Raw genomic sequence first — 12948 nt, 5'->3', positions numbered from 1 at the left:
CTCCTTAATGGACGGGGGTGGCGAGCCAGGGCAGCACGTGGGCGCGTACCTGGTCGGGGGCCTTGATGAGCAGGGTGTGTTTCTGGCCGTCGATGACGACGTGGCCGGACTGCGGCAGCAGCCGCTGGGTGTGCGGGGCGAGTTCCTTGACCGCCGAGTCCGCCCCGTACAGGCACAGCACGGGGCAGTTGATGGCGGCCAGCCGGGCCGGGTCGGGCAGGGCGCTGTTGGGCAGTTCCTGGCCGACCGTGGTGCCGGACAGCAGGGCGGAGGCCTCCCGGTAGCGGCGGGCCAGCAGGGGGCGGCTGTGCGCCACCGCTTCGGCGTCCGCGAGGGTCTCCGCGGCGCTGGCCAGCCGCCGGGCCATCCGGCCGAACCAGGCCGCGGTCGGCGGCGCCGATTCGACAGCGACGATCCCGGCGACCCGGTCCGGGTGCCGGGCCGCATACGCGAACGCGATGGTGCCGCCGAACGAGTTGCCGAACAGGTGGACCGGCTCGTCGACCCCCCAGTGGTCGAGCAGCCCTTCCAGGTCGTCGACGAAGTCGTCCAGCGCGTACCCGGTCGGCGGGCGGTCGCTGTGGCCGTGCCCGCGCAGGTCGTAGAGCAGCACTCGCAGGCCCTCCGCAGCCAGCGGGTGCGCGAGCGTGAGGAACCAGCTCGCCATGCTGTCCGAGGTCATGCCGTGAATCAGTACGGCGGTGCCGCGCCGCTCCCCCACCGGCGGCAGCTCCTGCACGTGCACCCGGACACCGTTGACCACCACGTGGCTCATGACGCGGCCGGAACCTTCTCCAGTGATTGCGCGATGTAGTCGACCAGCTGGCCGACTGTCAGCTCGCCGATCGAGGCGACGTCGAGCGAGGAGACGAACAGCGCGAAGTTGACAGAGTCGCCGTACCGGGCCTGGAGGCGTCCGGCCAGCGCCACCACGTCCAGGCTCTCCATGCCCAGGTCGTCGCGGAACGTGGTCTCCATTGTGATCTCGGCGTCGGGTCCGAAGTCGCCCAGCACCGCGCGGAGCAGGGCGTCGACGTCGGCGAGAACTGCGGTCGGGTTCGAGGGCATGGCGGTGCTCTCCTTGTTCACTCGGCGGGTGTCCACGCCACGACGTAGCGGCGGGGCGGCAGGTCGGCTGGGTTCTCGATTTCGGCGAAGGCCACCGGGAAGCTGCGGCCGTCCACGGTGACCGTGCCGTCGGCCAGTGACACCGCGAAGCGGCGCGGGGCGCCGTCCAGGCCGGTGCCCAGCGCCTTGCCGACGGCCTCCTTCGCGGCCCAGATGCGGGCCACGTCCCGGTCGCCGTGAATCTGGGCGCGCTCGGCGTCGGTCAGCGCGTACTTCAGGGTGGCGTCGTCGCGGGGGGCGATCTCCACGACGTCGATGCCGACCTTCCCGCCGGGCGGTCCGGCGATCGCGACGCCGACCTCCTGCGTGTGCGCGATCGACACCACGCCGTCCACGAAGCCGCGGCCGGGCCGCAGCTCCACGTACGGCCGCCCGGACGCTTCATTACCTACGGTCAGCTCGATCGGGTAGACGTCTGTGTGCCCGGCGTCCCACTGCTGGAACCGCACCGCGTCCTTGGCCGCGATCCGCCCCAGCATCCACTGCTTGCGGCGCGCGCCGGGCATCCGCTCGTACTCGACCGCGGCGTCGCCGCCGAGGATGCCGCGCGCCGCCATGCCGCGGGTGACCAGGTCGGTCCATGCGTCGAAGACGACAGTCCAGCCCTCGGGGCGGCGCTGCGACATCGGGTACTTCTCCGGGAACCGCTCGCAGGCCCGCGCGGTCGGGTGGCTGTCGAAGCGCCGGTCGGTGGCGCCATCGATCTGCGCCCACACCCGCCCGCCGACCGACAGTTGGGTGTCGGCGATCAGTTCACCGTCGGTGATGGACCGGACCCGGGCCACGCAGTCGAACGCGGTGCCCGGCGCGGGCGGCGGCCCGAAGAACCTGACGTGCCGCAGCCCCACCGGCAGCGCCACGGTACGCATCGGCTGCGTGGTGATGAGCCAGTTGCCGATGAGCTGCAACGCGTTGTCGAGCAGGGCACCCGGCGGGACCGGAGCCGTCACCTCGCCGCGGACGTGCATGTCGCCGAGGGCGTACACCGCCGTGACGCCCTGGAACTTCGGGCCATGGAACATGAGGCGTTCGGCGTACATCTGTTCCGCACTGATCGTCGGCGGACGTTCCGTGCCGGGGTCGTGGGTCCACGGCGCCTCGGGCGGCTGCGGGTACTGCGCGGCCATCTCGATGGTGGCGCGGGCGTAGCCGCCGAACACCACGGCGAGCTGGTCCGGGCCGGTCCGGCGGACCGTGATGTCGACGCGTTGCGGCGGGGCCGCGATCAGCCAGCGGTTGAACTTCGCGTCGCGGACCGCGACCGCCCGCAGGCCGGGTGCGGCCTGTTCGGCGGCGTCCATCATGTGCTGCACGACCGTGGTGGCGGGCACCACGGGCCAGCGGTCCTCGACCTTGGGCCAGTCGTCCGGCTGCACGAAGAAGCAGTGGTCCCGCAGGTACGGCATCCGCTCCACGGAGACGTCCAGCGAGGTCCGCAACACCACGTCGTCGCCCGCGCCGGCGGCGGCGGTCCGCACCGCCGGGGCCGGAGCGGCCGTCGGCGCCACCGCAGCCGGGCGTGGTGGCGCAGGCGCGCGGGCGGGCGACGCAGCAGCGGGAGGTGTGGCGGCCGGACGCACGGACGCCGTGGCGGCCGGATGCGCGGGCCGTGGGGCCGCGGGAGGCACGGCGGTGCCACGCGCGGGGGCAGCAGCGGCCGCGCTCAGCACGGTCACCGCGTCGTTCGCCGTCTCCTCCAACAGGGCAGCGAGTTCCCGAGCGGCACTGGAGTTCCCAGCGAGGCGGTTCAACGCCGACAGCGCGGCCTGATGCGCCTCCACACCCGCGGCGGCCGCAGGTGCAGCCGGTTGCGCGGGCACGGGTGCGGCCGGCCGCGCAGAAGCAGGTGCGGCCGGTGGCGTCACTGCCCGGGCGGGCGAGGTCGCGGCCGGTCGCGCCACTGCCGGGGCGGTCGCGACCGATCGGGCGGGCGCGGACCCGGGCCCGTGTGTCGTGATGCCGAGCAGGTCGGCCGCGCCCTCGCCCAGCTTGACCAGCGTGCCGCCCAGGTCCAGCCGGACCGCCGGGCCGCGCCGCGCGGCCGGACCGGCGACCCGATGCTCCGGGACCGGGCGGGCCGCCACCGGCGCCGGGTCGAGGACCCGCAGGTCCGGCGCGCCACCGTCCACCCACAGCGCAGTGGCGACCCGTCGCAGCTGGTCCAGGCCGCTGCGCCGCGACACGTTGACCGGCATGGCCAGGTGGTCCCGGTCGCGCAGGTTGTCGTCGATGAGCGTGGCCAGCTGCCCGGCCCCGACCTGCAAGAAGACGCGGATACCGGCGTCGTACATGGCGTTGACCGTCTGCCGGAACCGGACCGGCTCGATCATGTGCCGGATGAACAGCGCGTTGACCTCGTCCGGGTCGCTGGGGAACGGCGCGGCCAGCGTGCCCGACCACACCGGCACGTCGGTGGGGTGCACCTCCCACCGCCCCATGGCCGCGCCGATGGCCTGCAGCCCTTCGGCGAACACGGGGGTGTGGAACGCCGACCGGAACGGCAGCATCTGGCACAGGATGTTGCGCGCCCGCAGGTCGTCCACGAGCCGCTGCACCTGCTCGCGCGGACCGTTCACCACGCACTGGGCGGGCGCGTTGTCGTGCGTGAACAGCACCCCCGGGTACGCGTCCAGCAACGGCAGCACGGTTTCGGCGCCGGCGCTGATCGCGGCGAACGCGTACCCCGACACCTCGACGGTGTCCGCGTCGAACAGGCCGAGGAACGCGTCCACGCCCTGCGTACTCATCTGTCCGGTGACGGCGGCCGCGGTCCACTCGCCGATGCTGTGCCCGGCGACCGCGTCGGGCCGTACGTTCATCCGCCGCAACGCGGCGTCCAGCAGCGTGCCGACCTCGACCAGCCCGGTGCCGTGCTGCCCGAGGTCGTTCGCGCTGAACTCCCGGTACGGCAGTCCGAAGTGGGCGGCCACGTCCGCGACCCGTGGCGCGAACTCCGCCTCGACCCCGGGGTAGACGAAGGCGAGCTGGCCGCCGCCGGGCCCGAGCAGCGGCCGCGGGGTGAACCAGATGTCGCGGCCGCCGCGCCACGGCTCGCCCCGGGCGACCATCCGCCGGGCGGCGGCGAGGCGCTGGTCGGTGGGGTCGACGATGCCGATGCGCACCGGGCCGCCGTCGAGGGTCCCGGCCCGTTCCAGGCCGCGCACCACGGCGTCGGGTGCGGCCAGCAGGTCGGCCAGCGCGGCAGGGGTGTCCGCGGCCAGCCACATGACCTTGTCCGGTTCGGTGACCTCGACCTCGACCGGCACCGGGCTCGCGTGCTGCTCGATGATCACGTGGGCGTTGATGCCGCCGAATCCGAACGCGTTGACCCCGGCGCGGCGCGGGCCCGCACTCTGCCACGGGCGGGCGGTGCCGATCGGCTGGAACCTGGTCCGGGCCATCTCGGCGCGCGGCCGGTCGCAGTGCAGCGTGGGCGGCAGCACCCCGTGGTAGACCGCGAGGGTCGCCTTGATCAGCCCGGCGATGCCCGCGGCGGGCATGGCGTGGCCGATCATGGATTTCACCGAGCCGATGACGGGGCGCTCGCCGCCGGTGTGCGGCCCGAACACCTCGGCGACCGTGGCCAGCTCGGCCGCGTCGCCGGTGGGCGTGGCGGTGCCGTGCGCCTCCAACAGGCCGAGCGCGTCCGGGGCGGTCGGGTCGAGCCCGGCCGCCTCCCACGCGCGGCGGATGGCCAGGGCCTGCCCCGCACTGGCCGGGTTGAACATGCTGGCCGATCGGCCGTCGCTGCTGGTGCCGCTGCCCCGGATCACCGCGTAGACGCGGTCGCCGTCGCGCTCGGCGTCCGCGAGGCGCTTCAGCACGACCATGCCAGTGCCCTCACCGATGAGTACGCCGTCCGCGTCCGCGTCGAAGGGCCGGATGTCGCCCTTGCGGCTCAGCGCCTGGAGCTGGTTGAACACCGACCAGAAGCTGATGTCGTGGACGTGGTGGGTGCCCCCGGCCAGCACCGCGTCGAGCCGCCCGGCGGCCAGCTCCGTCATCCCCTGGTCGACCGCCAGCAGCGACGACGCGCACGCCGCATCGATCGTGTACGCGGGCCCGCGCAGGTTGAGCCGGTTCGCCACCCGGGATGCGGCGAGGTTCGGCACGAGGCCGATCGTGCCCTCCGGCTGGTGTTTGCCGAGCCGTTCGTCGAACCGGGCCCGGACCAGGTCGAGGCGTTCCTCGTCGAGGTCCGGGATCAGCTCCCGCAGGATGCCGACGACCTGGCTGGACATGCGGACGCGCTGGGCGTACCGGGCGGCGGCGGGGCTGAGGATGCCGCCGCGGCCGAGGATGACCCCGACCCGGTCGGCGTCCGGCATCCGGTCCGGCCCGCCCGCGTCGGCAACCGCCGCGGCGGCCACCTCCAGCGCGATGAGCTGGTCCGGCTCGATGTCGCCCACCGAGTTCGGCATGATGCCGAACTTCAGCGGCTCGAAGACGGCCTGCTCGTCGAGGAACCCGCCGCGCCGGCAGTACAGCCGGTCCGGCCGGTCCGCGTGGGCGGGGTCGTAGAACAGCGCGTCGAAGCGGTCCGGCGGAACCTCGGTGATCTGGTCCTTGCCCGCGACCAGGTTCTGCCAGTACTGGTCCAGGTCGGCGGCGCCGGGGAACAGCGCCGCCATCCCGACGATCGCGATGGGCTGCATGCGCCTACCAGCCCGAGGCGGTGTAGACGACAGAGGTGGTGCCGGGATCGCCCCAGGCCAGCTCGCGCAGCAGGCTCAGCGCGCCCTCCTCGGGGTCGATGAGGCCGATGCCGCGGCGGGCGTACTCGGCGGTCAGCTCGGGCGAGACCATCCCGGCGTGCAGCCCGACCGGCGCCCACGGTCCCCAGTGCACGGTCAGCGCGCGGTTACCGGTCTCGGCGGACCAGCGGGCGCCCATGGTGTCCAGGGCGTCGTTGGCCGCCGCGTAGTCGCTCTGCCCCCGGTTGCCGCACGCGGCCGCGATGCTGCCGAACAGCACCACGAACCGCGGTGCGGCGCCGCAGCCGTCGAGCGCGTCCAGCACGGACTGCGCCCCGTCGACCTTGGTACGGAAGACCCGTGCGAAGGACTCGGGGTCCTTGTCGGCGATCAGCTTGTCCTCGATGATCCCGGCGGCGTAGACCAGCCCGTCGATCCGCCCGTACTCGTCGTGGATCCGTTTGATCAGCCGGCGGGTGGCCTCGTCGTCGCGGACGTCGAGACAGTGGTAGCGCACCTGCGCGCCGAGGTCGCTCAGCTCGGCGACGGTCGCGGCGACCTCGCGGGCGGCCAGGATGCCCGACGCGGTCCGGTCGATGTCCGCGGGCGACCGCATGCCGCGCCGGGCCAGGGTGGCCCGCAGCGCGGCCTTGTCGGTGGCCGCGGCCAGCTCCGGGTCCTCGTCGGTCTGCGGCAGCGGAGTACGCCCGACCAGCTCGATCCGGCACCGCGCGCCGCCCGCGAGCGTGCGGGCGAACCACGGGGTGATGCCCCGCGCGCCGCCGATCAGCACGACCACCGAGTCGGCGTCGAGCCCGATCGCCTGCGCCTCGGCGACCCCCTCCCCGGCGGGCCCGGCGCCGCCGTCGGCGAGCACGCCCAGCCCGGCAGAGACGAGTTGCTCCGTCTGCCGCCCCTGCGCGCGCCGGTACACGACCGGGGCGGACGCGGCGTCGCCCAGCTCCTCGACCAGTCCCAGGGCCACCTCGTCGGGGGTGGCGTCGGCGGGCACCTGCACGTAGCGGGCAACCACCTCGGGGCATTCGCGGGCGAGGGTGCGGAACAGCCCCGGCAGGCCGTCGGTACGCGGGCCACCCGGCTCGGGACCGGCCGCGATCAGCCAGCGCGGCCCGGTCGACGTCGTCGCCGTGAGCGCGGCGACGGCCCGCTTGACGAAGCCGAACGCGTCGGGCAGCAGCGGGCCGGTGCCGTCGGTGAGCCCGTCGAGCAGGACGATGCCGTCCATCCCGTCCGGGTCGGCGTCCATGCCGGCGGACACACCGGTCGCGCCGCGTTCGGCGAGCTGTCCGGCCAGGGCCGCCCCGACGGCGGCGCCGCCGGTGATGAGGAAGCGGGCACCGGCCAGGTCGGCGGCGTCGGCGGGCACGGGTGCGGGTTCGACGATTCCGATGAGGCGCTGCGGTGCGATACCGGGGTTGGCTGCCGCGATCGCGGGCGCGGGCGGGGCGGCGGTCAAAGCCACCTGCTCGGGCGCGGTCGAGGCCGCCACCGGCTCGGGGCCGCCGTTGATGCGGGTGTCCAGCCAGGACACCATCGCCCGCACCGTACGGGCCTTCACCAGATCCTCCAGCTCCGACTCGTCACCCTCCACGGACAGACCCAGCCGGTTCGCCACCTCCCCGGCCACCTCCGCCCGCTTGATCGAGTCGACACTCAGATCCGCCTCCAGATCCAGATCGAGCTCGATCAGCTCCTCCGGATACCCCGTCCGCTCACTGATCACCGTCAACACCGCACCCTGCACATCCAGCACGGGGGCCGCCGCGACGGTCGCGATGATGGGCGCGGTGACGGGCAGCGCGGCGACGTTGATGCGGGTGTCCAGCCAGGACACCATCGCCCGCACCGTACGGGCCTTCACCAGATCCTCCAGCTCCGACTCGTCACCCTCCACCGACAGACCCAGCCGGTTCGCCACCTCCCCGGCCACCTCCGCCCGCTTGATCGAGTCGACGCTCAGATCCGCCTCCAGATCCAGATCGAGCTCGATCAGCTCCTCCGGATACCCCGTCCGCTCACTGATCACCGTCAACACCGCGCCCTGCACATCCAGCGCAGGCGCGGCGGGCGCCAGGACGGCCACCTGCGCGGCGGGCGCCGCCACGACATCCGGCAGTGCGGGCGCAACCGGCGCCACGACCGCCACGGGCGCCGGTGCCAGCGCGGTGACCGGCGCGGCTTCCAGCTGCACCGTGTCGGGCTGCCACACGAGCCGCCCGCCGGAGCCGTCGCCCAGGAACGCCAGCAGCACGTCACGCTGGCTGGCGATCAGGTCGCGGCTGGTACGCAGGAACTCGCTGACGAGCTCGCCCCTGGAGTCGCGGCCGGGCTCGGCCCCGCCTGCTGCGGTCATCGTGAACTCCTCGATTCGTCGAGCGGGGGTCATGCCACCGGGCAGGCAGTCCCCGTTGCGGTCCCGCACCACCTGGCCGTCGACGGTCCAGATGGGACGGTTGTCGGAGCCGGCGGGCGTGACGGGTGCCACGTCACGCCCCGCGTACAGCCAGCCGGTCTGCACGGGAACCCCGGCGCAGGCCAGCTCGGCGGCGGCGGTGAGCAGCGCAGGCAGTCCCTGCCCGGGCCGTCCGTCGACGGCGACGACCTGGTGGGGCCGGTCGCCGAGGATGTCGGCGACGAGCCGCCCGAGCACCTGTCCGGGCCCCGCCTCCACGAAGATCCGGGCACCCGCGGCGTACATGGCCTCGATCTGCTCGACGAACCGGACCGGCGCGCCGATCTGCGCGGCCAGCCCCTCCCGCACCGCCCCGGCGTCGGCCGGGTACGGCTGCGCGCTGCGGTTCGACCACACCGGCAGGCTGGGCGCCGCGACCCGGCGGTCCGCCAGCACCGCGGCGAAGGTGTCCGCGCCACCGGCCACCACGGGACTGTGGAACGCGCACGCGACGGGGATACCGCGGGCCCGCAGCCCGGCCGCCTTCAGCGCGGCGGTGGCCCGGCCGACGGCGTCGGTGGGCCCGGAGACGACGACCTGGTTCGGGGCGTTGTGGTTGGCCAGCACCACCTCACCGGTCAGCCCGGCCGCGTCCAGCGCGGCGGTGACCTGCTCGGCCGAGCCGCCGACCGCGGCCATCGTGCCCGGGTCGTCGCCGGCGGCACCGAGGATGGCGGCGGCCCGTTCGCGGCTGAGCTCCAGCAGCGTGGCCGGGTCGAACGCGCCCGCTGTGCACAGCGCGACCAGTTCGCCGTAGCTGTGCCCGCCCGCCATGTCGGGGCGCACGCCGAGGCGGCGCAGCACGTGGTCGGCGGCCAGCCCGCCGATGCCGAGCACCGGCTGGGCCACCCGGGTGTCCCGGAGCAGATCCGCCTGGGCCTGCTCGGTCGCCTCGTCGAACGCCGTCTGCGGGAACAGCAGGTCGGCGTACTCCCGGCCGAGTTGCAGATACTGCCGCAGCTCGGGGAACGCGACGAACAGGTCGCTCAGGGCGCCGGGCCGCTGGCTGCCCTGCCCGGGGAAGAGGAACGCGACCTTGCCCGTACCGTCGGCTTCGGTCGGCTGGTGCAGTCCCGTACGCGGATCGTGCTCGCCCTGCAGCGCCCGCCGCAGCAGGTCGGCGAGGTCGGCGGTGTCGGAGGCGACGACCGCGATCCGCACCGCGCCGGTGCGCGGGTCGGATTCGCGCGCGGCCGCGGCCGCGAGATCACGCAGCCGCGCCTGCGGCGCCGCGCTCAGCCGGTCCAGCATCTTCTGTACGCCGCGCCGCGCGGCCACCCGGTCGGCGCCCCGGAAGAGGAACAGCTCGGCGGGCCACTCGTCCCGGCCGTGCCGGGGATCCGCGGTGGGCGCGTGCGCCGCCAGCACCACGTGGAAGTTGGTGCCGCCGAAGCCGAACGCGCTGACCCCGGCGAGCCGCTCGGCGGCCGGCGCGGCCCACGGCCGTGCCTCTGTGTGGAACGCGAACGGGCTGGTCTCCGGGCTCCACGCCGGGTTGGGCCGGGTCAGGTTGATGGTCGGCGGCTTGACACCGGTGTGCACGGCCAGCGCCGCCTTGATCACCCCGGCCATCCCGGCGGCGCACTTGGTGTGCCCGATCTGGGACTTCACGGAGCCGAGCACCGCCCCGCCGGGCCGGGCGCCGGACTCGGTGAACAGCCGGGTCAGCGTCTCCAACTCGGTACGGTCGCCGACCACGGTGCCGGTCCCGTGCGCCTCGACGAGCCCGACCCGGTCCGGGGTGACCCCGGCCGACTCGTACGCCCGGTCCAGGGCCCGCCGCTGCCCTTCCGCGCGCGGCGCGGTGAGCCCGAGGGCCCGCCCGTCGCTGGCCCCGCCGAGTCCCTTGACGACCGCGTAGATGCGGTCGCCGTCGCGTTCGGCGTCGGACAGCCGCTTGAGCACGACCGCGGCGACCCCTTCGCCGAGGGCGATGCCGTCGCCGGTGCTGTCGAACGTGCGGCAGCGCCCGGTCGGCGACAACGCGTGCGCCGAGGTGAACATCAGATAGTCGTTGACGCCGTTGTGCAGATCGGCACCGCCGCAGATCATCAGGTCGCTGTGGCCGGCGAGGAGTTCCTTGCAGGCGGCGTCCATGGCGGCCAGCGACGAGGCGCAGGCGGCGTCCACTGTGTAGTTGGGGCCGCCCAGGTCGAGCCGGTTGGCGACCCGCCCGGCGATGACGTTGGCCAGTACGCCGGGGAAGGTGTCCTCGGTGACCGTGGGCAGCAGGCTCTCCATCTGCTCCGGCACGTCGCCGAGGTAGCCGGGCAGCAGGGTACGCAGCGTCTGGGTCTGGCTCATGTCGCTGCCCGCCTCGGCCCCGAACACCACCCCGGTCCGCGAGTGGTCCGCACCCGAGTCGTACGCGTACCCGGCGTCGACCAGGGCCCGGTGGGAGATCTCCAGGGCCAGCAGCTGGGTCGGGTCGATGCTGGCCAGGGCGGCCGGCGGGATGCCGTACTTGATGGCGTCGAACGGCACCGGGTCGATGAACCCGCCCCACTTGCTGACCGTGATCCGCCCGGCCTGGCCGGGGCCCACCTCGGGGGCGTAGTAGATCTCCGGGTCCCACCGGTCGGGGCTGACCTCGCGGACGACGTCCTTGCCACCGAGCACCGTGTTCCAGAAGGCGGGCAGGTCCGGCGAGCCGGGGAAGACGCAGGCCATGCCGACGATCGCGATGTCCAGCGGCACGGCGGGTGCCGCCGCCTCGTCCGCGTCGAGCCCCAGGTCGGTGCGGGCCGCGGCGACCCGGCCGGCGTGCAGCGCGGCGGCTCCGGTGGTGACCTGGGTGTGCAGCTCGGCGACCGTGGTCGTGGCGTGCCGCAGCACGGCGACCTGCCCGGCCATGAACAGCCCCTCGGCCTCCTGGGTGGGCTCGTCCACGTGGGCGAGCGTGTCGCCGTCGCGGCGCAGGCCCTTGCTGGCGATCCGCAGGCGGCCGACGTTGAGCAGTTCGAGCTGTTCCCAGATGACGCGGTTCTCCACGCCCGCGCCTTCCAGCTCCTCGCGCAGGTGGTGGAAGTCGTCCACGAACCCGGACGGCAGGCAGCGGGTGGCGTGGCCGGGCGCGGTCTCCAGCAGCGCCGTACCGGTGGCCTCGACGGCCTCCCGCTGGAACAGCGGCTGGATCGCGCCGTGCGTGACCGCCTCGGCGGTGAACAGGTAGGCCGTGCCCATGAGCACGCCCACCTGGGCGCCGCGGCGGGTCAGCGGCCCGGCGAGCGCGGCGACCATGGCCGCGGAGCGCTCGTCGTGCACCCCACCGGCGAAGAAGACCTGCAACTCCGCGGCGGTCCCGGCGGGCTGGTCGGCGAGGAATTCCATCAGTACGGCGAGCTGCGCCTCCCACAGCGGGAAGCTGGCCCGCGGCCCGACGTGCCCGCCGCACTCGGCGCCCTCGAAGATGAATTTCCGCGAGCCCGACTGCAGGAACTGGCGCAGCAGGCCGGGCGAGGGCACGTGCAGGAAGGCGCTGATGCCCGCCGCTTCGAGGCCCTTGGCCTGGGCGGGCCGACCGCCCGCGATGATCGCCACCGCGGGCTTGATCTCCTGGATGATCTCGATCTGCGCGGCCCGCAGCGCGTCCGGGGCGAAGCCGAGCACGCCCACGCCCCACGGCCGGTCACCCAGCGCGGCGGCCGCCTCGGTGAGCATGCGGCGGGACTGTTCCGCGTTGGCCAGGGCCAGCGCGATGAACGGCAGGCCGCCCGCGTCGGCCACCGCGGCGGCGAATCCGGCCTCGTCGCTGACCCGGGTCATCGGCCCCTGCGCGACCGGCAGGTCGACGCCGAGGGTACGGGCCAGCGGGGCACCGGCCCGCAGCGCCGCCCCGGCCTCGGGGTGGCGCACCGCGTCCCGCACGGCGTCACGGACGCCGTGGATCGCGGCGGCGGTGTCCGGCCAGCGCCGGGCGAACTCGGCGGCCAGCCAGCCGTCCTGCCCGATGGGGAGCAGGTCGTTGCCGCGGCGCAGGCCCCGCCGGCCGCCCTCGGTCACGACCTCCGTGCCGTCCATACGGCGCAACAGAATCGCAACATCATCGACCAATGTGGACTCAGGGAGCAAAAGAAGCTGGGTGTCGAGCACGACGCCGGCCGCGCCGCCCACCACGGACGCCGCGGCGGTGGCCGGGCCGATGCCGCCCGCCACCCACACCGGCAGCTCGACCTCCGCTACGAGCTGCTGGAGCAGGACGAACGCGCTCAGTTCGCTGACCCGGCCACCGGACTCCATGCCCCGGGCGACGAGCCCGTGCGCGCCGGCGGACGCGGCGGCCCACGCCTCGGCGAGGTCGGTGACCTCCACCAGTACCTGGTAGCGGCGGGCCAGCTCGGCGACCGGCCACGGGCTGTCCGCGGCCAGGATGATCAGGTTCACCGCCGGGCCGGCGACCTCGGCCAGCTCGGCGGGGGTGGCGGCGCAGGCCGCGGTGACCCGTACGCCGAAACCGGTGGCCCGTCGGGCGGCGTCGGCCAGGGTGCGCAGGGACCAGGAGTCACCGGCGCCGAGATCGAGTACGCCCAGCGCACCCGCCCGGACGGCGGCGGTGAGGGCGTGTGGGCTGGCGTCCAGGCCCGCGCCGCCGGTGACGGCGATGACCAGACGGTTCGGATCGAGGGCAGTACTCATCGGACTCCCGCTTCGTGG

Annotated in this window: 4 protein-coding genes; all 4 read right to left on the bottom strand. The window is 74.4% G+C overall.

Features of this window, described 5'->3' with window-relative positions; all coding sequences use genetic code 11:
• Positions 1 to 4: 4 nt before the first annotated feature.
• From ACMCNN_RS02475 to ACMCNN_RS02460, 4 genes are read right to left on the bottom strand one after another with little or no spacing between them, the layout of a single operon-like run.
• Complete coding sequence (locus ACMCNN_RS02475; protein ID WP_412744546.1) at positions 5 to 775, bottom strand: alpha/beta fold hydrolase; 771 nt, start codon at positions 773 to 775, stop codon at positions 5 to 7.
• Complete coding sequence (locus ACMCNN_RS02470; protein ID WP_412744545.1) at positions 772 to 1068, bottom strand: acyl carrier protein; 297 nt, start codon at positions 1066 to 1068, stop codon at positions 772 to 774. Before ACMCNN_RS02470 ends, ACMCNN_RS02475 begins: the two co-directional genes overlap by 4 nt.
• Before the next feature lie 17 nt (positions 1069 to 1085).
• Positions 1086 to 5783, bottom strand: coding sequence for a beta-ketoacyl synthase N-terminal-like domain-containing protein (locus ACMCNN_RS02465; protein ID WP_412744544.1), 4698 nt, complete (start codon positions 5781 to 5783; stop codon positions 1086 to 1088).
• A 4-nt stretch (positions 5784 to 5787) separates the two neighbouring features.
• A complete protein-coding gene (locus ACMCNN_RS02460) occupies positions 5788 to 12930 on the bottom strand; it encodes an SDR family NAD(P)-dependent oxidoreductase (protein WP_412744543.1) in 7143 nt (2380 codons plus the stop codon).
• Positions 12931 to 12948 lie beyond the last annotated feature (18 nt).

Origin of the sequence: Krasilnikovia sp. MM14-A1004 (genome assembly GCF_047159485.1) — a bacterium.
Lineage (GTDB): Bacteria > Actinomycetota > Actinomycetes > Mycobacteriales > Micromonosporaceae > Actinoplanes.
Note: the sequence above shows the minus strand (reverse complement) of the source record. Positions and strands in the feature narration are given on the sequence as shown.

Excerpts from the sequence above, each read along its gene's own strand:
- ACMCNN_RS02475 (WP_412744546.1), bottom strand. The coding sequence starts at position 775 with ATGAGCCACGTGGTGGTCAACGGTGTCCGGGTGCACGTGCAGGAGCTG.
- ACMCNN_RS02470 (WP_412744545.1), bottom strand. The coding sequence starts at position 1,068 with ATGCCCTCGAACCCGACCGCAGTTCTCGCCGACGTCGACGCCCTGCTC.
- ACMCNN_RS02465 (WP_412744544.1), bottom strand. The coding sequence starts at position 5,783 with ATGCAGCCCATCGCGATCGTCGGGATGGCGGCGCTGTTCCCCGGCGCC.
- ACMCNN_RS02460 (WP_412744543.1), bottom strand. The coding sequence starts at position 12,930 with ATGAGTACTGCCCTCGATCCGAACCGTCTGGTCATCGCCGTCACCGGC.